The 25,380-nt window shown below is 45.0% G+C and carries 25 protein-coding genes and 2 pseudogenes; 3 read left to right on the forward strand and 24 right to left on the reverse strand.

What is annotated here, in order from left to right; all coding sequences use genetic code 11:
- Window positions 1-9: 9 nt before the first annotated feature.
- Together LI015_RS09785 and LI015_RS09790 are read left to right on the forward strand one after the other, a co-directional pair.
- The gene (locus LI015_RS09785) at window positions 10-3,381 is read left to right on the forward strand and encodes a type I restriction endonuclease (RefSeq protein ID WP_227124748.1); all 3,372 of its coding nucleotides are present in this window, start codon (window positions 10-12) and stop codon (window positions 3,379-3,381) included.
- A 4-nt stretch (window positions 3,382-3,385) separates the two neighbouring features.
- Window positions 3,386-4,753, forward strand: a complete 1,368-nt coding sequence (locus tag LI015_RS09790; protein WP_227124750.1) for an ISL3 family transposase — start codon at window positions 3,386-3,388, stop codon at window positions 4,751-4,753.
- Between the two features lie 324 nt (window positions 4,754-5,077).
- Here LI015_RS09790 and LI015_RS09795 read toward each other — a convergent pair whose 3' ends face one another.
- The 14 genes and pseudogenes from LI015_RS09795 to LI015_RS09860 all read right to left on the reverse strand — a co-directional run bounded on the left by LI015_RS09795 (window position 5,078) and on the right by LI015_RS09860 (window position 16,559).
- The gene (locus LI015_RS09795; RefSeq protein WP_227124751.1) at window positions 5,078-5,614 is read right to left on the reverse strand and encodes a hypothetical protein; all 537 of its coding nucleotides are present in this window, start codon (window positions 5,612-5,614) and stop codon (window positions 5,078-5,080) included.
- A 163-nt stretch (window positions 5,615-5,777) separates the two neighbouring features.
- Entirely contained in the window at window positions 5,778-6,614 is an 837-nt protein-coding gene (locus LI015_RS09800; RefSeq protein ID WP_227124753.1) for a hypothetical protein, read from the reverse strand.
- Window positions 6,590-6,925, reverse strand: a complete 336-nt coding sequence (locus LI015_RS09805) for a hypothetical protein (RefSeq protein WP_024725748.1) — start codon at window positions 6,923-6,925, stop codon at window positions 6,590-6,592. The genes LI015_RS09800 and LI015_RS09805 overlap by 25 nt, the downstream gene beginning before the upstream one ends.
- Window positions 6,926-7,330: 405 nt before the next feature.
- Window positions 7,331-7,825: a GNAT family N-acetyltransferase gene (locus tag LI015_RS09810; protein WP_227124755.1), complete on the reverse strand. Its 495-nt coding sequence runs from the start codon at window positions 7,823-7,825 to the stop codon at window positions 7,331-7,333.
- Between the two features lie 55 nt (window positions 7,826-7,880).
- A pseudogene (locus LI015_RS09815) lies at window positions 7,881-8,555 on the reverse strand (helix-turn-helix domain-containing protein).
- Window positions 8,556-8,567: 12 nt separating this feature from the next.
- Window positions 8,568-8,981, reverse strand: coding sequence for a DUF3795 domain-containing protein (locus LI015_RS09820; RefSeq protein WP_117626451.1), 414 nt, complete (start codon window positions 8,979-8,981; stop codon window positions 8,568-8,570).
- Between the two features lie 609 nt (window positions 8,982-9,590).
- On the reverse strand, window positions 9,591-10,352 hold the full coding sequence (locus LI015_RS09825) for a hypothetical protein (protein WP_227124757.1): 762 nt from the start codon (window positions 10,350-10,352) through the stop codon (window positions 9,591-9,593).
- 67 nt (window positions 10,353-10,419) lie between these two features.
- Window positions 10,420-10,785: a hypothetical protein gene (locus LI015_RS09830; RefSeq protein ID WP_227124759.1), complete on the reverse strand. Its 366-nt coding sequence runs from the start codon at window positions 10,783-10,785 to the stop codon at window positions 10,420-10,422.
- Complete coding sequence (locus LI015_RS09835; RefSeq protein ID WP_227124760.1) at window positions 10,742-11,329, reverse strand: hypothetical protein; 588 nt, start codon at window positions 11,327-11,329, stop codon at window positions 10,742-10,744. The genes LI015_RS09830 and LI015_RS09835 overlap by 44 nt, the downstream gene beginning before the upstream one ends.
- 44 nt (window positions 11,330-11,373) lie before the next feature.
- Window positions 11,374-12,174 (reverse strand): hypothetical protein, encoded by an 801-nt coding sequence (locus LI015_RS09840; RefSeq protein ID WP_227124762.1) that lies wholly within the window; start codon window positions 12,172-12,174, stop codon window positions 11,374-11,376.
- Window positions 12,175-12,237: 63 nt separating this feature from the next.
- On the reverse strand, window positions 12,238-12,495 hold the full coding sequence (locus tag LI015_RS09845) for a hypothetical protein (RefSeq protein ID WP_227124765.1): 258 nt from the start codon (window positions 12,493-12,495) through the stop codon (window positions 12,238-12,240).
- 508 nt (window positions 12,496-13,003) lie between these two features.
- Window positions 13,004-14,455: pseudogene (locus LI015_RS09850) on the reverse strand (recombinase family protein).
- Window positions 14,456-15,025: 570 nt separating this feature from the next.
- A complete protein-coding gene (locus tag LI015_RS09855) occupies window positions 15,026-15,445 on the reverse strand; it encodes an RNA polymerase sigma factor (RefSeq protein ID WP_227124767.1) in 420 nt (139 codons plus the stop codon).
- Between the two features lie 481 nt (window positions 15,446-15,926).
- On the reverse strand, window positions 15,927-16,559 hold the full coding sequence (locus LI015_RS09860; protein WP_227124769.1) for a DJ-1/PfpI family protein: 633 nt from the start codon (window positions 16,557-16,559) through the stop codon (window positions 15,927-15,929).
- Window positions 16,560-16,680: 121 nt separating this feature from the next.
- Here LI015_RS09860 and LI015_RS09865 point away from each other — a divergent pair, with 121 nt between their 5' ends.
- Window positions 16,681-17,613 (forward strand): helix-turn-helix transcriptional regulator, encoded by a 933-nt coding sequence (locus LI015_RS09865; RefSeq protein ID WP_227124771.1) that lies wholly within the window; start codon window positions 16,681-16,683, stop codon window positions 17,611-17,613.
- A gap of 432 nt (window positions 17,614-18,045) precedes the next feature.
- Here LI015_RS09865 and LI015_RS09870 read toward each other — a convergent pair whose 3' ends face one another.
- The 10 genes from LI015_RS09870 to LI015_RS09915 form a co-directional block, all read right to left on the reverse strand.
- Window positions 18,046-18,993: a hypothetical protein gene (locus LI015_RS09870; RefSeq protein ID WP_227124774.1), complete on the reverse strand. Its 948-nt coding sequence runs from the start codon at window positions 18,991-18,993 to the stop codon at window positions 18,046-18,048.
- 129 nt (window positions 18,994-19,122) lie between these two features.
- Window positions 19,123-19,890, reverse strand: coding sequence for a hypothetical protein (locus LI015_RS09875; RefSeq protein WP_227124776.1), 768 nt, complete (start codon window positions 19,888-19,890; stop codon window positions 19,123-19,125).
- Window positions 19,891-20,858: 968 nt separating this feature from the next.
- Window positions 20,859-21,056, reverse strand: coding sequence for a response regulator (locus LI015_RS28715; protein ID WP_227124778.1), 198 nt, complete (start codon window positions 21,054-21,056; stop codon window positions 20,859-20,861).
- Window positions 21,010-21,399, reverse strand: coding sequence for a response regulator (locus LI015_RS09885; protein WP_227124780.1), 390 nt, complete (start codon window positions 21,397-21,399; stop codon window positions 21,010-21,012). The genes LI015_RS28715 and LI015_RS09885 overlap by 47 nt, the downstream gene beginning before the upstream one ends.
- A complete protein-coding gene (locus LI015_RS09890) occupies window positions 21,392-21,961 on the reverse strand; it encodes a sensor histidine kinase (RefSeq protein WP_227124782.1) in 570 nt (189 codons plus the stop codon). Before LI015_RS09890 ends, LI015_RS09885 begins: the two co-directional genes overlap by 8 nt.
- A gap of 26 nt (window positions 21,962-21,987) precedes the next feature.
- Window positions 21,988-22,536 (reverse strand): histidine kinase dimerization/phospho-acceptor domain-containing protein, encoded by a 549-nt coding sequence (locus LI015_RS28360; protein ID WP_227124784.1) that lies wholly within the window; start codon window positions 22,534-22,536, stop codon window positions 21,988-21,990.
- A 32-nt stretch (window positions 22,537-22,568) separates the two neighbouring features.
- The gene (locus LI015_RS09900; protein WP_227124786.1) at window positions 22,569-22,730 is read right to left on the reverse strand and encodes an SHOCT domain-containing protein; all 162 of its coding nucleotides are present in this window, start codon (window positions 22,728-22,730) and stop codon (window positions 22,569-22,571) included.
- Window positions 22,731-22,741: 11 nt separating this feature from the next.
- On the reverse strand, window positions 22,742-23,152 hold the full coding sequence (locus tag LI015_RS09905; RefSeq protein WP_227124787.1) for a recombinase family protein: 411 nt from the start codon (window positions 23,150-23,152) through the stop codon (window positions 22,742-22,744).
- 1,033 nt (window positions 23,153-24,185) lie between these two features.
- The gene (locus tag LI015_RS09910; protein ID WP_227124789.1) at window positions 24,186-24,596 is read right to left on the reverse strand and encodes a sigma-70 family RNA polymerase sigma factor; all 411 of its coding nucleotides are present in this window, start codon (window positions 24,594-24,596) and stop codon (window positions 24,186-24,188) included.
- Window positions 24,597-24,869: 273 nt separating this feature from the next.
- Window positions 24,870-25,241 carry a response regulator transcription factor gene (locus LI015_RS09915; protein ID WP_227124791.1) on the reverse strand — a complete coding sequence of 124 codons (372 nt, stop codon included), beginning with the start codon at window positions 25,239-25,241 and terminating at the stop codon, window positions 24,870-24,872.
- Between the last annotated feature and the right edge of the window lie 139 nt (window positions 25,242-25,380).

Genomic DNA, 25,380 nt, shown 5'->3' on the forward strand with positions numbered 1-25,380 from the left:
GTAAGAAAAATGCCTGATGATCTTAGACTTGAAACAAATTTTGAACATTATATTAGCCGGAAGCTGGATGACCTGTCTGACAGTGGTTGGCAAATCAGCGAAAACGATAACGGCTTTGACGCAGATACTGCGCTTTATATGGATGACTTTATCAGCTATATCATGGCTACTGCTCCACAGAAGATCGAAAAGATGAAGAAAGACCTTGGTGGAAGTTGGAAGTCAAACCTCGAAAAGAATCTTGTACATAGCCTTGAAGTGGATGGTACAGTGCAGACGCTTCGAAATGGATTCTTTATGGCCGGATATCAGACGATTGAGTGCTCCGGTCATTATCCAGATGATGTACGTATCCCGAATATTAAGGAAAAGTATGATGCTAATATTCTTCGTGTCATGCATCAGGTTCATTATCAGACGGCTGGCAACAAGTCGCTTGATTTAGTGTTCTTTATCAACGGCATTCCGGTCGCAACAGCAGAAGTAAAGACAGAGCTTACACAGACAGTCTATGACGCTATCGAGGAATATCAGACTCAGAGAAAGCCGATTGAGCCGGGGACACGAAGAAAGAATCCGCTTCTCATGTATAAGCGTGGTGCTGTGGTGCATTTTGCTATTTCAGAGTCGGAAATCTGGATGTGTACGAATCTTGAACCGGAAGTACCACGTTTCCTTCCGTTCAATAAGGGCACATCTGATGGACATGCCGGTAATGATCCAATGCAGGAAGGTGATATCGATTATCCGACTGGATATTTTTGGAATGAGATCTGCCAGAAGGAAAACTGGCTTCGTATTTTCCATGACTTCATTTTTGAAAATGTATCAAAGAAAGAGGATGCTACAGGGCGCTTAAAGGAAGTCCGCACACAGTTATTCCCGCGTTTCCATCAGTGGAGCTGTGTGACAAAATGCTTAAATGACGTAAAGAATAACGGTGTTGGACAGCGATACCTGATCGAGCATTCCGCAGGTTCCGGCAAGACGGAAACGATCTCATGGACTGCACACGAGCTGATCAACCTTCGGAAACTGGATGGGGATAAGGTATTCTCATCTGTTATTGTCGTTACGGACCGTGTAGGCTTGGACTCCAATATTAAGGGAACGATCAAGCAGCTTAAAAAGACACCAGGGCTTATTGAAATGATCGGTGGAGATGCGGATACACGTTCACAGGGTGCAAAGAACAAGCAACTTGCCGAAGCACTTCATCAGCGTAAGGAGATCATCGTTGTTACCCTTCAGACGTTCCCATTTGCGCTCGATGCGATTGCGACGGATGATATGCTGACTGGTGCAAATTTCGCGGTTCTTATTGATGAGGCACACTCTTCTCAGACCGGACAGTTTGCAGGAAAAATGAAGGCCGCTTTAAAGCTTGCAGCGAAAGACAAATCAAAAAAGACCGGTGAACCGGATGCAGGCGTTACGGATGAGGAAATGATCCTTGCATATTTCCAGAAAGAACAGAATGACCACTCATGGCCGGAGAACGTATCTTTTTTTGCTTACACTGCTACACCTAAGCCAGAAACAAAGACACTGTTTGGACGGGATTCCGAAAAGATTGATAAAAAGACAGGACGCCCGATTCCAGAGTCTTTTGACCTTTATCCGATGCGGCAGGCAATCGAAGAAGGATATATTCTGGATGTTCTGAAAGGATATATGCCTTATAAAACAGCTTATCAGCTGAAAGATGAACTTGCTTCCGATAAACTTGTAGATGAGCGTGCTGCAATGAGGACGATTGCCATGTGGGAATCTCTGCACCCGACAAACGTTATGCAGAAGACACAGTTTATCATCGAGCATTTTATGAAGAATGTTTCCAAGATGCTTGGTGGACAGGCAAAAGCAATGATCGTAGCAGCTTCTCGCCCAGCAGTTATTCGTTATAAATATGCGATTGAAGCGTATTTACACGCACATCCAGAGTACGATCGGGAACAGGTTACAGAAGCAATCCGTTTCCAGGTTCCGGGAGAACCGCTTGTTGCATTCTCTGGAAAGGTGAATGGTGCAACGGCAATTATGGATGAAGATGAAAATACCATTACAGAATTTGACTATTTGAAAGAAAATCCGTTCGCAGCCATTCGCAGGGATTACGATTATACGGAAGAAAATTCAAATAATATTGGCTGGCAGAAGGTAGACGCTGCTTTTGATAAGCCTGAGAACCGCATCATGATCGTATGCGACAAGTTCCAGACAGGCTTTAATCAGCCGAAGCTCTGCGCTATGTACATTGATAAGTCTCTTTGCAATGATATCGAAATTGTGCAGACCTATTCTCGACTTAATCGAACATTCTCCGGTAAGGATCATGTATTTATTGTCGATTTTGTAAACGACCCAGATACTGTCGAAAGAGCCTTTGCAAAGTATGATCACGGGGCAAAAATGGAGCACGCTCAGAGGCTTGAGATCGTCTATGACACGAAGAAGCGTCTTGATGAGCGGGATCTCTATACTCAGAATGAGATCGATACATATAAGGTGATTCGGTATAAGTCCATTGATGCGCTCTCTGCATCTATGAAGGACGCTTACCGGAAAAAGCTTTTCATGTCAGTATCTGCTCCCGCTGAAAGATGGAATAACGCTTACAAGGCAAATCATAATGCTTATGCTACATGGTCTGCGAACAAAGAGGAAGCAGAAAGAACGGGTAACAAGGATTTGCTTGAAGCAGCAAAAGAACAGCTTGAAATCATTTCTAAAGAACAGGAAAGCCTGCTCGACTTTAAGAAGGATTTAAAGAAATACTGTTCTGCATATACCTATATTTCTCAGATCGTAGACCTTGGAGAGCCTGACCTTGAGATTTTTTATGGGTTTGCGAAGCTTTTACTGAAGCGTCTTGATGGTACACCGCTTGAAGATATTGATATATCGAGTCTTGTACTTTCTGATTATCGTATCAGTGAGCTTACCCACAAGCCGTCTGATGATGAACCTGTACTCCGTCCAATGGGCGGTGGCGCGGGAACATCCAAAAAGAAGCGTACAACGCTCAAGGAAGTTATTGCAAAGCTGAACGAAGCATTTGGTGAAAACGTCAGCCCTGTAGATGGCGCAAGAACGGTTAACGCAATCGTTGATTCCGTATCTGCGGATGATGTAAGCCGTATTCAGATTCGTAACTCTACCAACAGCCGCGAGGCAATCATTGCAGACGGCAGACTGGAAAATATCATCAAGGTAGCTGCATTGTCACTTAAGAATAATGAACTCGGACAGCTTGCAACGCAGATTCTGGATGATCCGCAGGCGATCAAGCCGATTGCAGAAATGATTTACGATCTTGTAAATAAAAAGAAACACTTAGATGTCGAAGAGATCTCTGAGTACGCGAATAACAAGGAGTAAACATATGGCAGATAATATGGCTTTAATGCTTCTCGGCTTTAAGGACTATGATATCGAAGGCATTGAAGATGCATATGATAAAGCTAAACATTACAAGCGCATTTCTCTGACATACAGCGGGGATATCCCTGCTGTATGCCCAGTATGCGGAAACCCATTGTATAAACACGGCAAAAGAACATTACAGGTAAATGACACCCCGCTACAGGGATGCCCGGTTGTTCTGAACATTGAGATACCTCGTATGCGTTGCCGAAATGATGGGAACAAGCATATATGGACGCCGGAACTTTATAATGTAGATGAAAACCATAAAATGACAAGGCGTGCGCTTCTTGCTCTTACGGAACACTCTATGAGGACAACATTTGAAGATGCTGCGATCGACTTTGTATTAAGCCCGAATACAGTGAAGAATGTATTTGTCGATTTCTTAGAAGATAATCGCAAGAATCTTCGTTTCAAAACTCCTACTTTCATCGGTATTGATGAAATAAAGGTAAAAAAACTGGGTGAACTCACAGTCATTACGGATATCGAGCATCGCACGTTATACGATATTCTTCAAGGACGCAATCAGAAAACCTTGACAGAATATTTCATGAGCCTCAGAGACAGGGAGAAAGTGCAATGGGTATGCTCGGACATGTATCGTCCATTTGAGAAATCGATATCAGATGCTATGCCGAATGCACGATGGGCAATCGACCATTTCCACGTTGTTATGAAAGCCAATGAGGCTGTCGATGCCGTAAGACGCGAGATTCAGAAAGGCATGGCCCGTGTAGATCGTATCAAAACTAAAAAAGGGCTTGCCTACACTTTGAAAACACGACTTAAAGACCTCGATCCTGAAGATGCCGCTAAAATCAAAGCTGCGCGAAGCAATCCTGAGCTTGCGCCCCTTGCAACGGCCTTTGATCTCAAAGAAGACTTTTTTAATATTTATGATGAAAACCCATCATCCAAGGACAATGCAAAGAAAGCATTCAAACAATGGGAACAATCTATTCCGAAGGATGCAATATATGATAAATTTCGAGACCTTGCCGCTACGGTCCACCGCTTTGAAGATCAAATTTTTGCCTACTGGGATTGCCCTATTGCGATTTCTAACGGCTATACGGAATGTACCAACAGACTTATTCGTGAGAACAATCTGCGTGGACGCGGATACTCTTTTGAAGTCCTACGCGCAAGAACTCTATACCGAAAAACAAACCTTCGTGCAATGCTTGAAAACGGCCTTATAGATGTAGGTCCAGTCATTCCGGAAGATCAGCCAGTCTTTCATTTTGAAAGTGCCAAGGAGGATGAAGATGAGGATTTTGAGGATGACTATGAGCCATTCCCAAATCCAGAAGAAGAATAATTTTCAACCTGACGATCAAATTACCACGGTTTACAAAAATAGTAGTTTTCAACCTGAGCACTATTTTTCAAACCGTGGATTTTTTATAATTATCATTATCTTTTTTCAACCAGTTATTAAGATATCGTATAGTTTCAATGCGTAGGTTTTCAACCACTTATTGCGACCAAACGAACATGAGAAAAGGGTATCCGTATAAGCAGTTTCAACCACTTATTTCGGATACCCAATTAATATGAAATAAATTCTCGTACTTTCCACTAAAGGTGAAACTGAAAAACTCTACAAACCGGAAGTTGTGTAATATATTGCAATCTTTTAAGGCTAATTTCCTTCAATAACGGATATGAGATTGCCGTGTTCGTCATAGTATGTCGTTCGTATAACTGTGTATTTATCTTCACTTCCTATCGGATCGAAGCCGCCTTTGCCATAGTACTCCTCAATTCGCTCCATTTTTCCTTCTAAAAAAGGACCCTTGTATTCATAATAATGCACATAGGTTTTCAGCCATCCATCAACATGGGCAACATATTTTACATTGTCTCGTTCTACGATATGCTCCTCATTCGCAAAGGCAAATATGGTAATAGGGATTATTACACTTCCTGTTACTGATACTAAAATCATGAATATACAGATTAGAACGTTCTTTAGTACCGATTTCCTGATTTTCAAAAGAAGTTGTATCACTCCGGCTATGAACCCAGTTGCTAACATCAGAAGAAACAGAATCAGAACCCATTTTCTAAATACAAGATTAAACATGTTCAAAACAATACAAAATGCAATATATATTAGAACCAGGATTATTGTATCCAACAGTATTATCATTGGAATATACTTTTTTATTCTTTTCACAAGTATTGGTCACCCTCATCTTCAAATTCCGAATTAACGCGCTGTTCAGCTCATCAATAAATAGGAATTTATGGTCTCCAGAAGTCGTCTCGTTCATCATCACGATAAAAGAATGCCACAAACTGTTCATAAATTGCCCCTGTCTACCAATTCATCAATACATCTAAAGTTTTAGTTCTGGAGCATCCTGCTCTAATTCATTCTCCTGCTGCATTTTATAATCCGGTATTATATTATGATAACGTTTCAGTTGATACTTTAATACTTTCACACCTCTGGAAACAGGTTCCTTCTCTAAGACAGTCTGTAATTTTTCATAATCAATCATCAACCCGATTCCTGCCTCACGGGCCTGCATCTCTAAACTGGCTGAAAATGGCTGACCATATACTTTTTCAAGATTCTCTTCCACTGTTTCTTCGTCGAAACGATCCCAGTCACTTAACAGTGAATTTCCATTATCAAAAATAGGCGCCGCTTTATAAACTCCCGTCGATGCGTCCACAATTAGTCCCAAATTATTAAAATGCCTGTCTGTATTTAAAGTAAGCATATCCAGAGCCAGTATTTGTGATAAATACATTGAGCAATCCCACCCTGTATTCTCTAATACAAACTTTCTTACAAAGCCAATGCGGTCTGCCACCTCTGATATTAAGCGTATTCTCTCCTGCAGACTTTCCCCAGTGAGCAGGTCATACAGTCTCTGGAAGCTCAGGAATGATTCGTTTTCTCTAATAAAACTTTTTGAACGGCATCCCGCCCTTCCATTAATCGTGCATTGTTCATATTTAACATAACTATCAACATTAGAGCACTCCAGCACCTTTGAGACGAGATATTCCGAGTAACCTTCATATCCCAGATTATTTACTTTATACCAATATCCTTTCTCATAATACTTGGGCTGTGTTCCCTTTGAACTCCCTTGTACCATCACCAAGGCCTGTGGACTCAGCACGTATTCTTTTACACTCATCTCACCTTCACATCCTTCCATGTTATCGTCTCACCTGGAAACCGAATCCAAAACAAATCTTCGTATGTAACTCCATGTGTAATCTTCATCCATTTCCATGGATTATTATAAGTAAGACCGGCCTGATTGAGTATCTCCTTAAGGTCACTGCGTCCATCCTCGTAGCATCGGTCCTTCAAAAAATTGTAAACCCGTTCCAGATCTAATTTATTACCACAAAATGGCTGCCTGATACAATCCGGTATCAATTTTTGAATTTCCACCTTCTTCTTATCTTCTGATAGCCTTACTATCGCTACCGGCTCATCCTTATGCATCACAGTGAATTCCATATCTCGTTCTCCCTATACATCCAAGTCTGGCAATCAGACAGCACAACGCTTCTGATAACATTATAAACGGTTTTTCCCGTTCCGGTATTTGTTTATTCGGCGTTGCCGTGAAAATGCCGTTGCCGCCGGAGAGGGCAACGGCATTTGAAATGGCAGGAAAACAGGCTGTGCTTGTCCGCCGACAAAGTTATTGTGGGGCTGTCCGTCCTCTCAAAATTGAAATGGGCGGGAAAGCCATTTTAGAGCTTTCCCGTCTTGATAACCCATCAGCAAAGGCGGGCGAGGCTGTCAACGGCGGCGCTGTAAGCGCAGTTCATCTTGACCGTTGCCTGGCTCGGCTGGCTTTGCTATCTCCCCGGTTATGCGATTGCGTCTTATACCAATAAGGCGCACCCAGCAAAATATTTATAGTTGCCACCATATTGTTTCTTCCCGTCTTTTCTCAACGAAACCACAGCGTTGTAAAATGCGTTGTGAGGCAGAACCGTCGATGTCCGTTTCCGCGATAATATGGGACACGTTTTCTTGTTTCAAAGCCCACTTGCACATGGCCTGCACTGCTTCTGTCATGTATCCGTTGTGCTCAAACTCTTTTCCCAAACCATAGCCAATTTCGACCTCTTGATCCGTATTCGGAATATCCTTGAAATCAGCGGAACCAACGACAACCCGGTCACTTTTGCGAACCAGAAACCAGAAGCTACGCCATAAGTAATCGTTAGAATACTTTTCTGTTTTTTCTAATTGCCCTTTAACAATTTCGAGAAAAAGTTCCTCCATAGGCTCTGCTTGATAAGAACAATTTAAGTCTTTCTCCAGCTTTGGTATGTTCTCTACCCACAATTTTAATTGATAGGGAAGTAATGGCACTAATTCAAGACGCTCCGTTTTCAATATCATTTTGCTACCTCGCTCATTTTATCTTTGTTCGCCTTATCCGCCTAATGCGTACTTGTCATTTTCTCTTACCTCTCTGCAGCAAATAGCTTTTTGCCAATTCGGATTTTTGGACAATCCGGGTTAGCCATTGTTTTTCTTCCTCTGTCAGCTTGCTATAACGCTGCTTTGTCTGCTTGCAAAATACCATCAACAGTTGTTCCGCCCGGCTGCTGAAATAATCGCCCTCCCGCACATGGGCGGCTTGCAGCACTCCGGCAGTCTTGTCATGCTCACCCGGTTGGTACTTCTCCACGATTTCAGCCCTCGCCACGTCTACCCATGCGTTCAAGTTTTGTATCTGCGTAGCAGCGATACCCTCCACATAAATCTGTATATCAGCCAGTAGCTTTACAAAATCTGTGTGCTCCGCCAGTTCACAAAGCAGGACGATATCAATTCGCCCGCTTTTCAGCAGGTCTATCATCTCGTCACTCAAACGCAGGTCTGCAAGATCGGCGTTTGGGTGATTTTTCGTTTCCGTTAATCCCAGCAGATAGTCGGCGGTCACGCCGTAAAACTTCGCCAGCTTGATAAGGGCATAGTGGCTGATGTCCTTGAAGTCGTCCGCTTCTTAGCTCCCTAGCGCAGACTTTGAGAGATGTGTCTGCTCCACAAGCAGTTCCAACGTCAACACACGCTCCACACGCAGGTTTTTTAGGCATTCCTGTATTGTCAACTCAAATCTACACACCCCATCTTATGCTTATTTCATGCGTTCTTGACACCCGCTGCACTCTCTGTCATGGATAGAAATGATACCCCGGCATTTGGGGCAAGTATATTTCTCTTTCTGCTGTTCCATGAACCTTTCCAAACCGTGTTGACGGACAAACTCGCTATTCTCCATAAGGCTTGCCTGATACCTTTTGTTGTAGCTTTTTTCAAGGTTTTTAATTAATTTACAAGGATAATCGGGACATTCAAAACAATAAGACAGCCCTTTGCCCTTGATACACTCTTTTATCTTGCACTTACGGCAGTGTTCCGGTTTGCCCATATCGCTGTTCAAGCAACCGGCACACGTTTTTTTATGATAACAATGCTTATAGCAAACCAAACAGTTCATGCCGCAGGGGGCAAACATTGCCGTATCAATTTTTTCTTTTGGCATTTTCATAGTGCGCCCTCCTTGTCGGCTTACTGTTTCTATCATTTTACCACACATCCGAGAGCGTGGAAATAGTGTCTTTGCGGTGCAGATTTCCAACCTTTCGGATATAGGGGACGGACTCAAGCAGGAACTTATGAAGAGTATAGCGGACTTGACTGTGGAAGCCACAGTCTTATCATGTACATCTGCCAACAGTAAAAACCTCAGCGTACATCTGAAAGTTCTATACTGCTTACCATGCTGGTGGCGGTCCTATTATTTCATCTTCTTGGTACTCAAATATCTTCGTATAATATGCCTGTCCATGATTCAGCGCGTACTTACTGTGATATAAATGTATCGTCAGCCTGTTAGGTGTGCCATTCATTGTACGATGCTGCCTTACGATTCTGGTCACGGTTCCATCAGCATCCCATGGTTTATATACAACCACAAATTCTGTCCCCGCTTCTGTATATAACGATTCCAACCACTTGATTATGAATTACACATCTTTTTCCAGACCTCACAGGTGAATTGTTTATTAGCATTGAAAAAGCGATATGCGCCTCTTTGCGGAAATCGCATATCGCCTAATCCTCTATCCGCAGCCCTTTTTTAGGAGCCAGTATCTGTTTATTCATCACTATCTGCTGAAACACTTTCATGGCTGGATTCTTCCGCCAAATCAGCCTGTTCTGTTTTGTCTGCTTTTATGTCAGCCTCAGTATCTTCAGGTAAACTCTCTCCATTGGCTGAACGGTCAATCTTTGCTTTGAACTCTGAATGAGCAGGATTATTCACTTTCGCGTCAAATCCTATGGGAAGATATTCCTCAGGGATTACTTTCTCATAATCAATGTCCGTAAAATAATTACAGAATGTTAATTCCACATAGATGATTTTTCTTTGCGCTTCATCTCCCATGGCATAGATATATCCGTTATAGTCATTTGCATATACAGCAAGAAGCGGATAAGGAAATTCCGTTGCCCCATATATAAAATAATCTTCAGGCATTGGAATCTGCTTTAAACGTTCCTTCTCTGCGTCATAGTCATTCTCATCACAGTGATAAACCAGGAAGCTGAAATAACACGGATCCCAGGGATTATAATATTCGTAATAAAACTCTTCTACCTTTGCGGAGTCAGGCAGTTGTTCCGGAAATATGTCACTGAGCAGCAGATAAGACTCCCCTGTTTTCTTCCAGACTTCTGTGTCCCTGGTGCGGTGGATTCCCTTCGCACCAAAGTAGGACTCATAAGCCCCAATATCGGTAACTACATTTTTCTCCACCCAATGGGTGAAGATGTACACGGCTGCGGTGACTATGGTCCCCAAAACCAAAATAACGACCAATACCGCTCTGCGTATTATTTTTGTTCTCTTTTCCATAGTAATCTCCTGAATGATTTAACCGTCCGTTGAATAGTTAAAGGAAATCGCGGGCACTACCTCTTGCTCATCCAACAGCAGGCCAATCGTAATTGGCAGCTCGCTGGACACCCGGAACAATGGCCTCTGCTTCCTGAGCGGTCATGCCCACATGCAGACCGCATACCAATTTTACGTCTTCTCCGATGATTGCGTAGCCGGAATATTGGGGAGTCAGTTTCTCAGTGGAAGTATATGTATAATAAAAATGAAGAAAATTTCCATCATTTAACGTACTCCATATTACAGGACTGCCTCCGAAAGTCCCTTCCTCCTCCTTTGCAGGTTCCAAAGAGAACGCTTGGATAAAATCATAATTGGCATGTGCCTGATACCCCTCAAAAGATACTTCACTCTTGCTTTTCCAGCCGATTCCAAAACAGAATATATCCATCCGTATAATTCATCTTGATAAGAAGCTCCCCCTTATCACCGGCTTCCAGGGTCATAGTCAGCTGTTCCTTCCGAACATCCGGTTCATATGTGGTGTAATCAGCTGTAATCACAGTTCCATCCAAATTCCAGGTGCCTTTTCCCCCCTGATTGATAGATACATAGTAAGAAAAATCGCCATGTTCAGAGAGCAGCATTTCATTTCCTAAATGAATTCCGGTGCCAAATTCTTCCGCTAGAGAACGTTCATTTGCCGCCTGTGTTTTCTCCCCGTTGATTTGCCATGTTCCCGCAAGGTCTGATACGGTATAGGAATCTGCGGTTTCTATTACAGATGAATCTGCGGTTTCCGTACTGTTATCCATGACATCCTCCACTGTTTCACGGAAAGCTGAAGCTTCCTCATTGCCAGAGTCTTCCTGGGGCAGCACTTCAGCAGCAGTTGTCTCTATGCTAACCGTTCCGCTTTCCTCCGGCATCTGTTCAGCCTGACACGCAGTAAGTAACAGCACACCTGTTATGAACAATAATTTGCTTAATTTCACACACTTCACCTTCCGTCGTTTTTTCTGTTTTAAACCGCAATCATCTAATAAACAAAAAATCCATATCCCATCTTTATATTATAAATCCCATAGCATGACAGTGTGTCCGAGTGATTTCCATCTTCATCCACAAAATTCCAACCCGGATACCATTTGAGGAACTCTTCCGGCACTTCCGCAATTTTTGTATCCGGCGTATACAAAAGATACTCCGTGCCGTCCTCCATACCATATGGTTCAGAATATTTGTTCAGAATACCATCTTCAATCCATTCCTCACCCTTCTCTTTTTCTGCTGTGATTTTAGATAATGTCATGGAATATGTATGGCTGTCTATCTGACTGATGTTATCAAACTGTCCACTGAAATCACAAATATAATGCGTTCCTTTCGGATAGTCGTCCCCCCGGTCTCCCATATCTGAATCAAGGTATGCGCCGTTAAACGAGCCGTCCTGGTTTAATACAATAACGGTTCTCCACGCGCCGGCCCCGCTGCTGAATACGAATTCCAGCGGAAACACATCCGGAAGTTTTGCTTCATTTAGTATAACTGGTTCTTTCTCATAGCTGCCGGTATTGACAGTTCCTTCCCCGGAAGCGCCTGTTCCTGACGGGACTTCTTCCTCTGTTTTACCAGGAGCAGTGCCCTCCTCGTTTTCCGCTGTTCTGCCGGGAGCAGTTCTCTCATTGCTGTCAACATCCTCCCTGATGTCCTCCTGGGTAAATGCTTCAGCAACAGTTGTCTCTGCACTGACCCCACTGCTTCCTGACGGCGTCTGTTCTGACTGACAGGCAGTAAGAAGCAGGACCCCCGCCACAATCAAACATTTGCTTAATTTCATAATCTCCACCTTCCCGGCTGCAGCCACTTTTGGTTCCAGCCAGTTACATTCTTTACAACTTCATTATCCGGCAACCGGATTATCCGTAAACACACTGTTCACTTTCCCATCCTTTACAAGAGCCGTTATACTGATACGGCCTCCTGTGATAATGGAATTTTCCTTACTGGCATCCTCTGGAATTTCGCCGGCAGTCTCCGTTCCATAAGATGTAGCGTAAATTACTGCCATAGGAATGTCAAGCGTTGGATGGGTATAAGATTCAAGGCCAATATCGTTACCACCAAATTCAGATCCCCCTGTTGTCCAGTCAACCATCATATGCGAAATCGCTCCCAGGAAATGAATTCAATACATCCAATGCGAACACAATAGATATCTGTATGTTTTCTGTTCAGTCTTAGAATAACACAGAGTTGTTTCAAAGTTGTATCAAAAGGCATCCATTTTCTTTCGAACATATTAATTTTTTCTAAAATAAAGCAACAGCCCGATGAAATCCAGTATTTGATATGCTTTCCGGAGCTTTTGTTTTTCCGAGTTTTAGAGAAAAAGTTAAATAAGTGATACACATGTATTGAAATCCCAGGAAATAAGTGTTTTAATACCAACTATTAAAAAGCGCCAGACACATCTCTGTATCCAGCGCAACACCATCACTGTTCTATTATTTTTGTCTGCTTCTCTGTGAAAGTCGGGTGCTTTTTGTTCTGGAGCAACTTGCTCTAATTCATTCTCCTGCTGCATTTTATAATCTGGTATTATATTATGATAACATCACTTGACAAGGGCATACAGCCCATAGTCAAGTGCGGTGAATAGTTGAAAGTCAGATTTTCCACTCAATGGCGACACATTCACCCGTGGCGCGGATTTGAGAAATGAGGCTGTCGGCCACCTGCCGCCTGTCATCGAAGTCAATCTCTTCCCAGCGGTTGAGATACACCGATAACCGCTCGATCTGTTCCGGCGACATACTTTCCGCAGACAGGGCCGCGATTTCCTTTGACAGCGTTTGCCGCTGTGCGTCCAATTCCTCAATCTTGGTGTTGGCATAGGAGATCAAAACCGCGCTGGCCCCGGTCAGGATATTCAACAGCTTTTCAATTTCATCTTCCACATGGGCCAATTCCACCTTTAGGGCGGTGAGCTTGGGATTAACCGTTTCCCGCTTGCCTGTCAGGGAATGGAATTGAGCCATCTTTTTTACCATTTCACCGTAAATAAACTGCTCAAATTCCCTTGTTCGGAGCGTCCCACAGCCCGGACAGCTTTTGTTGTCCGCCCGCTTGGAGCATCGCAGGTATTGAACGCCTGACGGGTTCCCCACGCTCATTAAGGCGTACCCACAGCGGCCACACTTCACTTTCCCGGCCAGCCAGGTATTTTTCGCCTTGCACCCGTTCTGGAATGTGGTGTTTGCCATCAGCTTTTTCCGACAGCGGAGCCACACATCCGCCGATACCAGCCCCTCGCTGGGGGCCACCACAAGGATCTGGTCTTTCAGATGCTTGTTTTTCCGCGCCTGTACGTCCCGGCCCTGGTAGAGATAACAGCCGTTTATCCCCGCGAAGTCCGCCGCCTCGTTGATCACCACCGTACCCTGGCTTTTGAAAAATTCATACATTTCCAGGTCGGCCTGGGCGTAAATGGGGTTGCGGAGCATTTGGGAAATAAAGCCACGGGTTAGCTCCTTGTCTTAAATCAGGATGCCCTCGTCCGCGAAGTACCGGGCGATGTCCGCCGTTTTCGGGTCGGGCTTCATCATCTTTGTGCGGATGCCCTGAATGGTGGTGGGTTCCAGTTGAAAGCCGAACGGTGCCGCGCCGCTCATGTGAAAACCGCGCTGGCAGCGGGAATAGTAAGCGTCCGTTACCCGCTTCTGAATGGTTTCCCGTTCCAGTTGGGCGAACACGATGCAGATGTTCAGCATGGCCCGGCCCATCGGGGTTGATGTGTCAAACTTTTCCGTAGAGGACACAAACTCCACGTTGTACACCTGAAAGGTTTCCATCATGGTTGCGAAGTCCAGAATGGAGCGGCTGATCCTGTCCAGCTTATAGACCACCACCCGCTTAATCAGGCCCCGCTTGATGTCGGCCATCAGCTCCTGGAATTTGGGGCGGTCGGTGTTCTTGCCGGAATAGCCCTTGTCGGTGTACTGCCGGAAGTTACCCCCTCTCAGCTCATATTTGCAAAACTCGATTTGACTTTCAATGCTGATACTGTCCTTGCGGTCTACCGATTGCCGTCCGTAAATTGCATCTTCCCGAATGTTCATTTGGTACTCCTTTCCGTTTCAGGAGCTACCAAACCTTACACCTATATTATACCTCGGACGGCACGGAGCGGCAAGGATGCGGTGGAGAAACGCAGAAAGACATCGCCCGAAAAGCGCTGTCTTTCAACCTTGCCCCACCTCTGGCCAGGATGGCCAGAAGAAAGCATAGAATATCCATTTCAATCTGCTGTAAATCAGGTTCGCCGCATTTGCCACGCATCCCCGGCGGGGAATATCCCAGGCCGCTGTCGGTACAGCTGTCATAGTTCCACGATACCGCCGCCGCAGAAGCTGGCGTATACCGCAGGACTCCCCCTCAAGTCTGTGGGAGGGCGTGAGCAAGTTTCATTATCCCCCACGCTGTCCTCGCGCCCGGCTTGCCACAGCCGGGTCAAAGGCTTGCGTTGATCGCTCGGTCAGCTCCTATTTCACCTCCTCGGAGCGTTCCATCCTGGCGGCGCGCCTTTTGTCGCTATCGCACGGGTTTTGTACCTGGGATATTGTGTATTCAGTTGTCGTAAACAGAAAGCCTCCTATTTATCAGGCGGATTAGAGGGTAAAAGTCCTCTCTCAAACAGAATTTTCGAGAATTTTTTTCAGGTTGAGCAGTCCCCGGTCAATGGAGCCGCTGATCCGGCTGAGCCCCACGCCCTCGGCCCGCGCAAGGGCGGCCCTGTTGATGCCGAGTATGTAATGGGCGTAGATGCGCCGGGCCTGGACGGGCGGGAGTTGGCCGATGGCCGCATAGAGGACGGCCCGGTTTTCCCTGTTTTCCATCACCTGCTCCGGGGTCAGCGGAGGAAAGGTCACGACCGCCTCAAAGCCGGGGGTGCTGTCCAGGGAACACTCATCATGATCCCGCTTGCGGCGCTTGTAGCTGTCGCACAGGCGGCCACCAATGGAGAGGGTCACGGCGATCTCGTCAGACACCTCCAGCATGACGCGCTCGGTCAGGTGGGGGTAGTAGTGGTTCAGAATGATGGTTTTCATAGTTGCCTCCATTTCGATATTGGGCGGTTGACGGGTCGGCAGATCGAAATGGAGGAGCGGCGGGGAGCGGCACCCGGGGGAGCAGCTCCCCACAGCCTCTGGCCACGATGGCCAGAAGTGACAGGAAACGACAACGCCCGCACAGCGTTGTACTGTGCGGGCGCGTGAAGTGACATAGTTCTTTATGTACTTACATATTTCGCGTTCGTGGTCGGAGTAACCCGGCGGAGGGGCTATGCTTTTTTTGACAGGTTAGAGGGGGGCAGGATAAAAAAGGACATGACGATACCTCCCGGATACCGCCGTGTCCTTAAAAATGGGCGACTTTAACACACCCTCCGTTTTCCGTTTTTTCAAAAGAAAGCGGCGGCTTGAAATTTTCTATTTCAAAACCGCCGCAAGGCACTTATTTTCTGTTTAGGGCATACAAATTTTCAGCCACCAAACAACGGTTTTTTATATACCGCTGGGCCGATAATAGTTATCTGCTTGATGGTAAAGTTTGCATAAGAGCAAAGAAATGTTGTGCTTCGCCGGTACTGAAATACGCATACCAGGCATCCAATGTATCTGGTTGAAAGACTCTCAATCGTTCAATGATTTGCTTTGTCCACAGTAAGGCCCCGGTGGAATTTGCGGTAATCAGGTTGTGATCCGCAACAGATGGTTTGTCAACATAGAAACCTTGTCCCTTGTAGCTGGGCGAAACCATGTCGAGATAACCCACCCCGTTGCTGGTGTGTAGCTTTTGATCCAGCAGGCCAGCATTTGCCAGCGCAGCAGTTGCGCCACAGATGGCACATACCATAGCACCCGCAGAAAGAAGTTCGCTTGCTTTTTCAATAATGGCACCATGGTTAGGATTATCCCAAGTATTTGCTCCCGGTAACAGCAATACGCTTTCCACATTTACTGCAATATCGTTGATGACACAATCGGGAATAATGGTTAACCCACCCATTGTTTTGACTGGTTCTTTTGAAATGCTGACTGTTTTGACTGACACCCCCGGCGCGTCCTTTTTGAAAAAGCGTCCGGAATTTAACTCCGCTATAACATACCCCAACTCCCAGTCGGCCAAGGTGTCAAGAGCGTATACATAGACTGTAAACATAACATCCTCCCTTTTCTTCTGTATTTGGTTTACTTGCGCCTTTATCATATCATCCAATCGTTGACAGCAATATGGCAACAATCTATAATATATAAAAGATTGTTGAAAGGCGGCTGCCAAAATGAAAGTTGACAGGCTTGTTAGCATTATTATGATGCTTCTGGATAAAAAGCGCATAGGCGCACAGGAATTAGCAAATACATTTGAAGTTTCGCCTCGAACAATTTACCGAGATATAGAAGCAATCAATATGGCGGGGATTCCTATTCGTTCCATATCAGGAGTTGGCGGCGGCTTTGAAATTATGCCGGAATACAAGATTGATAAAAAGGTTTTTTCGACTGCTGATCTTTCCGCAATCTTGATGGGACTTTCCAGCCTTTCAAATATGGTACGAGGTGATGAACTGGTAAATGCCCTTGCGAAAGTTAAAAGTTTTATCCCCGCTGAAAAAGCGAAAGACATTGAAATAAAGACAAATCAAATTTGCATAGATTTAAGTCCATGGATAGGCAATAGAACTATACGACCATATTTAGAAACGATTAGAACAGCTTTACAAGACTACAAACTGCTTTCCTTTGAATATACAGCTCACCGCGGAAATAAAACTGTACGGACAGTTGAACCGTATCAACTTGTATTAAAAAGTAGCCATTGGTACTTTTATGGGTACTGCTGTACCAGAAACGACTATCGCCTATTCAGGCTATCCCGTATGTCAGAGCTACAAATGGAACAGGAAACTTTTGTTCCGCGAGATTATCAAAAACCGATTTTGGATTTTAAGGAAATTTTGGTAGTGATGCAAACAGAAGTCAAAATTCGCATACATAAATCTATATTGGATAGAGTGCTTGAATATTGCACCTTCGACCACTTTACACCAGATGGCGATGAGCATTACTTTGTGAATTTTCCATTTATTGAAAACGACTATCACTATGATATTCTTCTCAGTTTCGGAGATAAATGTGAGTGTCTTGAGCCACTACATATCCGCACAGAAATAAAGCGCAAAATACAGAATATGGCTGCGATATACGATAATTAAAAGGCCCGCAGCATAATAAGAACACCACTACATTTTTGTGGGAATTTCTGGAGAAGCGCGTTAGCGGCAAGCAAGGCAAGTGTATAGACACTTGCGATTCTCGCGCCGCGAAAATGCTTGTTGGGGTTCCCCCAAACCCGATGGACTTCTGGCCATGCTGGCCAGAAGTCCCCCTGTCTGCGGCCCTGTCGCTCACCGCTCCTGGGCCTTATTACCTTTACACCCTATGCGGCTACTTCTGGTTAACGTGGCCAGAGGCAATATGCGTCCTACGTCCCCCGCAGGGAAACAGCGGGGGGATTGGGTTGACCGTTTCCCACAAGGTTATTTACTACTGCTGGACTGTGGAAAATTCAGCCTTTGAAAGCCGCTTGCGACAAGGGTTTCAAAGAGTGGTTTTAGAGGGGATAGCATGTCTATATTCCCTGCGCATTATTCCGCAACACGAGCAAACAGCTTGACAAATCCTTCATCCTGCATTACTTCAAAGACAATCTCATCACCGTATTCGATGTGGGAATATCCACCATCCAGATAGCCATAATATGTATTTTCTCCACCAGTAAATTCCAAATAATACCCAATACTTGCGGGGTAGGCGCAGACACTGGCTACTACCTGCCCTCTGTTTGTAAAAACAACATGGGTCATGCCCTCACTGACGCTTTCTTTCAGTGCGGGACTCTTTGAGCCGGTGACCCACTCAATGTGGTCGATTGATGTATAGGGCTCAAATGTGTATACAGATGTCCATTCAAAGGGAACGACCTCCTCCAGAGTAGCGCTGTCACTGTCCAGCGTAGATAGTGCTTTTTTCAGTTTGGCGTTATTCAGATAGATTCTGGGATCTCCGAAAATGAGATAAAAAGCCCCCAATGCCACGACAATTCCAAGAATAATACTGTGCCACAGATTTGATTGTTTCCATGCTTTCTCATCTTCAGGGCTTAAAACCCCTGCCTCCCATTCACCATTTTCCATACGCAGCCGTTTATGCCTTGAAACATACCAGCACAACCAGATCGCATATCCCAACGCTATCAGCAAAAGTACACTCAAGATAACTCTGAGCAACGTTGTTACGGGACAGACCATAGCTAAAAGGCAAGCTAAAAAGATCAGGACAAACGGGATATCTGCCGCAACGTATGCAAATTTTCCAAACAGGTCACAATACAAAACTTTTCCTTGTCGCGCCTTTTTCACATCCTCGTCATAGGCTTTCTGAGAAAATGCCGTAACCAGCCCTTTGACAGACATATATCCAATGAATATGATCCAAAACATATCCGGCAGCCCATCAAAGGTCATCACTTTCATAACAACAAACGTGCAGCCCAGCAGAGATGCCAGCAAGGTTCTCGGACTAACTAATTTCATGGAAACACCTCCTCACAGTTTTAGTGTCACCACCACAAAACTCATTTGTCGTTCCGTTTATTCCATTCTACCACAAATCCGAGAGCGGAGAAATACAGAATACACCGTTCACCACCGGAATCTTTAAAATCAGGACCCTGTTCTTTTGGAAGCATCCGCTGGCGCTGTTTCCTTCTGCTGCTTTTTCAGAGCTTCCTGCCTTTTTTTATATTCTTCCCGAACCTTTTCCTGGGCTTCCTTCTTTTCCTGTTCCATCTTAAGATAGAGTTCTTCAGTTTCATAGAAATTAATCCAGATGGTATAGCCCCTGGAATCAGCGGGTTGCGTAATGCTGCTTCTCTGCACACCGCAGTATCCGTTTGAAAGCTGTACGCCCCATTTAAGCACCTTGTCGTCATCTGGCACCTCAAGCTTGGATAATGCGCGATAAACCTCCTCTTCATCCTCAAAACCTCCATAAAGGATTGTGATGAAAATGATTTCCTGTTTCCAGTCCTCCCAGGCAAACGGTTTATCATTCACCATATGGCTTTTGGCGTCAAAGATCGTGCTCATATAGCGATTGCCATCAACGATTCCGCTGATAATACCGCCGTACAGAATCGTATCAAGGCTGTCCTCGTGGTATTTCCTCTCCGGGTCGCGCAGCACGTAATTAGAGTATACTGTATTTTCCCGGGTCAGGAGCTCCTCGCTCTCGTCTTCTGAGATGACACAGGGCAGATTAAGGCTGTCCACGGTTTTCATGATAGTCCCTTTGTCTAATGGAAATTCCGGTTCAGCCATGGATTCCTTCGGAATGCTGTCCGGACCTTCTGTATAGGGACTGTTTTCCACACAGGCTGTCAATGTCAGTAAACCCGCTATAAGTAAACCTAAAATTATATGTTTTTTCATTGGCTTCCTCTCCATTGAAATCCCAGTTCGATTCCTCACCTTTTTGAGCCTGCCGGCTCGGCATATATAAAAACCACCCCATATGCACCATATGATAAAGAAGATCCAGCGGTACTCAAGGGCATTTTGTATCTGGACACGCAGGACCCTCATTTTTATGGGTTTGGTAGCAAAAACAGGAATCAGGGACAGCTCCTTGTCACGATACATTTGCTCCAGGACTTCGGCATATCCCGGCATGTCTGCATCACACAAAAACACAGCCACTGCTTTCCTGTACATAATCTGAAGCGCTTCCCCTGTACTTCCCGCTTCTTCAATGCAGTATTCATGTTCAAGTGCAGTATGCAATATTTTTCGGTCTTCTTCTGTGTTACTACGTAACAGTTAAGCCTATCGGCTGAACAGATGGGTTTAGCACCGGCTAAAAAATAGCCAGTGTGCCCATGAATAGACTTGACGGTTCTTCGCTTTGCGTGGATCCCGTTCGCTCATATTGTTGTCAAACGGAACCCCAAAATCATTCAGAAACAGCAGATGGTTTCTCTTGCTTCCTATGATAGAAAGTTTAACAGAAAACAAGGGAAAAAGCAAATTCCGGGATGACTGCTGTTCGTCAAAGTGACGGTGGATAACTTTGGGTGATTGGACACATCCGGGGAATGAATGAGCGGAAAAATCCGGGAAGCAGACGCCTGGGCAGTGGTTATCCCCGGCAGCTGTCTGGAATGAGATTCTATCCCCCGAAACGTTCATGGCATGCCTTCGGTGGTGGATAAGCAATTGGCAAGAATCTAAAAAATCCAGCATATTTGCACTGACTTCTCATGTTCTATATGTTTAATGGAATAACATTTAGAGTGTTTCGTTCAGCCAGTAGGCTGAACTTCGCTATATCCATTCGAAGGCACATTCCTCTCTGCCATTTCCAAACTGCATCGGAAAAGTTAATCCTTTATGCAGAATAATCAGACAATCCATTCCCGCAGTACTTCCATCAAGCGTTTTACGTCTATGGGCTTTGCGATATGGTCATTCATTCCGGTGTTATGAACCTTTCCAAGAGCCGCTGAAAAGGCGTTTGCTGTCAGGGCCAGAATCGGAATGTCCTGCGCATCATTACGTGAAAGTGAACGTATTGCTTTCGTTGCCTGACAGCCATCCATTGGTAAGATGCGCCTGCATCCCGTACTGGATAGACCTTTCTATATCTTCCTCAAATGCATTGGCTGAAAACGCAATAATCGGGATACGTTTGCTGTCTGGATGCGAAGCATTCCGTATCGCCTTTGCGGCTTCCAGGCCGTTCATCACAGGCATTTGAATGTCCATAAAAATAATGGAGTAATATCCTTTTGAGGAGCCGGAAAAAAGCTCTGCCCCTACAGCGCCATTCTCAGCGACATCAACTACCGTCCCGGCCTCTTCCAGCAGGGCAATGATAATTTCACGGTTGATCTCATTGTCCTCTGCCAGCAGGATTCTTTTACCTCTCAGGACTTCAGACAATTCCTATTCGGAAATCTCTGCGCCGTAGTTTTCTGCGGGGGGGCTCTGACTTCTCAAGAGGAAGTTCAATCACAAATTTTGTTCCTTGATTCAGCTTGCTTTCAACAGATATAGTACCCTTCATCAGTTTTACCAGGTTATGTACGATAGAAAGTCCAAGACCGCTGCCTGTATACACGTAGGTGAAAGAGAAGCGTTCCTGTTCAAATGGGATAAAAATCCGCTGCATGCACGCTTCGTTCATTCCAATGCCCGTGTCCTGAACCGTAAAACGCACCACGCTGCTGCTGTCATCAATGTCCCTCTCCTCGTAAGCTAGACTTACCGTTCCATGTTCTGGTGTGAATTTAATAGAATTGGAAATCAAATTAATAAGACATTGTTTAATCCGTATTGAATCTCCCAGAAAATCCGCATGGATGGATGACGGGCAGTCCAGTTGAAGGTCCAGTTTTTTCTCCTTTGCAGGGTTGGTTTCCAGTTGAATCACCGTATCAAGCAGCTCGCGCATGTTAAACGCAGTGTTGGAAACCTGCATTTTCCCACTCTCAATCCGGCTCATATCCAGCACATCGTTAATAATAGAAATTAGGTAATCGCTGGATTTTTTGCCTTGTTCAGGCAGTCCGTGACGGTACTTGGATTGTTTATGGAACGCAGCGCCAATTCATGCATTCCTACTATGACATTTAGAGGAGTGCGGATATCATGTGACATTTTATTCATGAAGTCACTTTTCATAGCAGATTTTTCATTTTCCAATTTCATTTTCTGCTCTCTGCTGACATGGTAATAGACCCAGATCAAGAACAGGACGGATAAGGTCAAAATCAGAGTGGCAATCATGATAATCACATGTTTCATCCCTGCGAATGTGCTTTCGGCTGTGATCGAGATAGGAATTGTCATAACAATATTCCGGTCATCATCCGGAAAGCTCTGAATCATCCATATATGTTCTTGAATTGGGACAATAATCTCCGTCTCCGTTTGGTTCTCCAGTGCCTGCTCAAGGGACCGAACCAGTTGGTCTGAGACGCTCTCACGATGAAGAAGCTGTATTAAATTGTAACCGTTGAAGTAATCATTTGCTTTGGAGCTGGAGGGGCGCAGCAGAATTACACCATTCTCATCCACTACATAGGATGCTTCCAGATATATCCAGCCTTTTACCCATATAGTTCTGACAATTCCGGAGAAAATGTTTCCCGGTTCAGAGCGTCGATTTTTTCGTATTCCTCCTCTGAGATAAAGCCATCTTTTAGCATCAGATTTAGCAGTTTCCGGGCTACACTGTAACAGACTTCGTTCGTTTCTTTTTTCTGTTCCATGATTCTGCCTCCTAATGAATGGATAAATTGGGGCTGTCTTCCGGTACTGCTAATACTGAGTCCTTTAACGCAGAGGTACAGAGCACTTCAAGCCGTCCCTGCGCCGGCGAGTAAGCCTCCACTCCAAAGCTCTGTAAATACTCTGCATAGGCAATGATGTTTCTCATATTACGGCTGATGCGGTCGGGACCGCTCACCACCAGGATATTCACTTCCCCCTGTGATACCACATCGGTCAGCGCCTGAAGACCGGGCCGTTTTATATCCCGGTAGTAACCAATGTCCTGGGAATGTCCAACTACCTCCCACCCCATACGGAGGGCATATTCGGTCAGCTTCTGATCCTGCCATTTCAAGCTCCCAAACTTGTCCTCTGATACATTGCTCCGGGTATATACCCATGCCTTTTTCTTCTCGCTCATAAGATCCTCTCCCTCTTTTTCTGAATTTATTGGTTCAATCGGATTTCAAATTTATAAATGCCGGTCTTACACCTCCCTGCTCACTGCTAGTTACCGGTGTCAGGCCAGCATAGTATAAATCGTCTCTTACAATATTCACTTTGCTTCCCCCCTCTCTTACCCGATTTTCTGGAAACAAAAAATCCCCTTACTCGTATTTGACAAGGGGATGTAACTCTATGTAGTTTTATTCAGTTCTCTTATCCTCCCACATCTGTCTCCAGTCGATGGTATCATAATTTCAGGGGGTGGGATTAGCTGTTTATGCTCTCCCAAATCGCATATACCTTGCCACTGTCTTTTTTCTATCATTCCTCATGATCTGCTTCCTCCTCTGACGATCTATTCTTTCTGTACCACATCATATCTGAATCATCCCCAATCAGCTATCATTATATCCAATAAAAATTGATAGTACTCTTAGCCTATCTGACAAAAGTTCACTGTTTCGATCAAATATATCTGATGGCGGCGGTTAAGAAACAGCCGCCGCCATACAGTATAAAAACGTACTTGTTCTTCATTTCATCTTATTTAATACATCATGCTCCTATTCGGCACACCTCCCCGGAGTCTGGCAGTCGATTACAACCGGCCCTGGCAAGGTCGTCATGGGTTACAGCTTCTTTACTGTCCCCAGCCGGGATCTCCGGCTGCCGCCCTCATTGCGTGATCCCTCGGCCAAGAGGGGCTGTGACTGGACGGAAGTATCATCATAGGCTGCCCAGGTCATGGCGGGATGGCCCGGCCACGGGCCATTTTCAGAACAGAAAAAACCGCTCTGCACCTTAGATATGATTGGATTGGCAGGACACTAGAGAGCCTGCAGGTGGTCGTGGCGTATCTTTCTATGCCGCTTTCGCTTTCGCGCTGAACAGCTAACGTATCGTAATCGCTGGATATGAAATTTTCAAGGAACAACGGGGACTGAATAAGCCCCTTCACTCCTATAAAGGAAAAAGTGAAGGGGCCCACAACCTCAAAATCAAAAAATTTATTCTATTTTTTTACGGAGCTTTCTCAGAAGCCGTTTCTTCCGCTTACTCACTGCCTGCTGAGTGACTCCAAGACGGGTTGCCAGTTCACCTTCCGTAATCCCAGAAAAGAATAAAGCATCAATTAACAGCCGCTCCTCCACGTTCAATTCATACAACGCCTGGTACAGTCTGCGGTTATCTTCGGCCTGGATCATTACCTCCTCAATTCCCGGAGCAGATCGGACCACATGGTATTCCGCGCTCACACCTTCCTCCTGGAACCGTTCCAGCGACATTTCGATCTGCCGGATGACACGATTTTGATATCGCTCCGCTTCGCGGGCTTTATGATAGGCACAATAAACTTCTCTGCTCACTTCCACACGTTCTCTCTGTACAATAATGGTATAAGTCCTTTCTTCCGCCATAGGGCTTGTCCTCCAATTCTAAAATTTTCGAAATTGAAGAACAAGCGCGGTGGTGAACGGCACCGGAAATTACGGTGGGTTTTTCTCTGTTTTAAGCCAATCCTATTTATTAGACCGCATTATGCTCTAGATATCGCTGCTTTTAATCAGCAGCGGCGCAGAACTTAGCCAACGCAAAAAAGATCCCTCCAAACAGTAGCAGTGCCTGGAGAAATCTTTATTTATGAACGCGGGAATAGACTCTGCCCGGCAATGCTTTTTTTTGACGGACAGTTATGCCATCTGGATGTTAAATAATCCCCACTCTTTTCGTGTCAGGTTCAATTCCTCACCGCTCAGCGTTACTACCCTTCGATCCGGATCTATGATTAAATCCATGCCGAAAGCCAAGGTATAACTTCGATCTTCCGGCTGTTTTAGGTTCACATACAAATCCATCAGCGCTTCAGCCTGTGCCAGACACTCCTCCAGCTCATATGGCTTCTCCATATATGCATGAGCGCCTGCCTGGTATGCGGACAATTTAGCCTCCTGCCCCGGCTTGGAAGATAGAACCAAGATAGGAATCGTTTTGGCCCGTTTCATGATTTTTAACAGTTCATTCCCATCCGCTTCCGATAGGGCTATGTCCATAATACAAGACAATAATTCTGTTCCATGAAGTGTTTCATCCCTTCGGCTACTGAAAAAGCGTAATACACGTCCGTAGTCGCATCTTGCAATGCGTACTTTATCTGGCGGCATACATTCAAATCATCATCAAGAATCAGAACCCCGATTGTCA

Origin of the sequence: Enterocloster sp. 210928-DFI.2.20 (assembly GCF_020554465.1) — a bacterium.
GTDB classification, from domain to species: domain Bacteria; phylum Bacillota; class Clostridia; order Lachnospirales; family Lachnospiraceae; genus Enterocloster; species Enterocloster bolteae.

Bases quoted from the DNA above. Each gene is read 5' to 3' on its own strand.
- LI015_RS09875 (WP_227124776.1), bottom strand. From the start codon at position 19,890: ATGAAAAAACATATAATTTTAGGTTTACTTATAGCGGGTTTACTGACA.
- LI015_RS09855 (WP_227124767.1), bottom strand. From the start codon at position 15,445: ATGAAAACCATCATTCTGAACCACTACTACCCCCACCTGACCGAGCGC.
- LI015_RS09785 (WP_227124748.1), top strand. From the start codon at position 10: ATGCCTGATGATCTTAGACTTGAAACAAATTTTGAACATTATATTAGC.
- LI015_RS09810 (WP_227124755.1), bottom strand. From the start codon at position 7,825: ATGATATTGAAAACGGAGCGTCTTGAATTAGTGCCATTACTTCCCTAT.
- LI015_RS09860 (WP_227124769.1), bottom strand. From the start codon at position 16,559: ATGTTTACAGTCTATGTATACGCTCTTGACACCTTGGCCGACTGGGAG.
- LI015_RS09790 (WP_227124750.1), top strand. From the start codon at position 3,386: ATGGCAGATAATATGGCTTTAATGCTTCTCGGCTTTAAGGACTATGAT.
- LI015_RS09890 (WP_227124782.1), bottom strand. From the start codon at position 21,961: ATGAGCCGGATTGAGAGTGGGAAAATGCAGGTTTCCAACACTGCGTTT.
- LI015_RS09825 (WP_227124757.1), bottom strand. From the start codon at position 10,352: ATGGAAAAGAGAACAAAAATAATACGCAGAGCGGTATTGGTCGTTATT.
- LI015_RS09870 (WP_227124774.1), bottom strand. From the start codon at position 18,993: ATGAAATTAGTTAGTCCGAGAACCTTGCTGGCATCTCTGCTGGGCTGC.
- LI015_RS09830 (WP_227124759.1), bottom strand. From the start codon at position 10,785: ATGGATATATTCTGTTTTGGAATCGGCTGGAAAAGCAAGAGTGAAGTA.
- LI015_RS09820 (WP_117626451.1), bottom strand. From the start codon at position 8,981: ATGAAAATGCCAAAAGAAAAAATTGATACGGCAATGTTTGCCCCCTGC.
- LI015_RS09805 (WP_024725748.1), bottom strand. From the start codon at position 6,925: ATGGAATTCACTGTGATGCATAAGGATGAGCCGGTAGCGATAGTAAGG.
- LI015_RS09845 (WP_227124765.1), bottom strand. From the start codon at position 12,495: ATGATGGTTGACTGGACAACAGGGGGATCTGAATTTGGTGGTAACGAT.
- LI015_RS09900 (WP_227124786.1), bottom strand. From the start codon at position 22,730: ATGGAACAGAAAAAAGAAACGAACGAAGTCTGTTACAGTGTAGCCCGG.
- LI015_RS09840 (WP_227124762.1), bottom strand. From the start codon at position 12,174: ATGAAATTAAGCAAATGTTTGATTGTGGCGGGGGTCCTGCTTCTTACT.
- LI015_RS09865 (WP_227124771.1), top strand. From the start codon at position 16,681: ATGAAAGTTGACAGGCTTGTTAGCATTATTATGATGCTTCTGGATAAA.
- LI015_RS09910 (WP_227124789.1), bottom strand. From the start codon at position 24,596: ATGGCGGAAGAAAGGACTTATACCATTATTGTACAGAGAGAACGTGTG.
- LI015_RS09800 (WP_227124753.1), bottom strand. From the start codon at position 6,614: ATGGAAGGATGTGAAGGTGAGATGAGTGTAAAAGAATACGTGCTGAGT.
- LI015_RS09905 (WP_227124787.1), bottom strand. From the start codon at position 23,152: ATGAGCGAGAAGAAAAAGGCATGGGTATATACCCGGAGCAATGTATCA.
- LI015_RS28715 (WP_227124778.1), bottom strand. From the start codon at position 21,056: ATGGATGGCTGTCAGGCAACGAAAGCAATACGTTCACTTTCACGTAAT.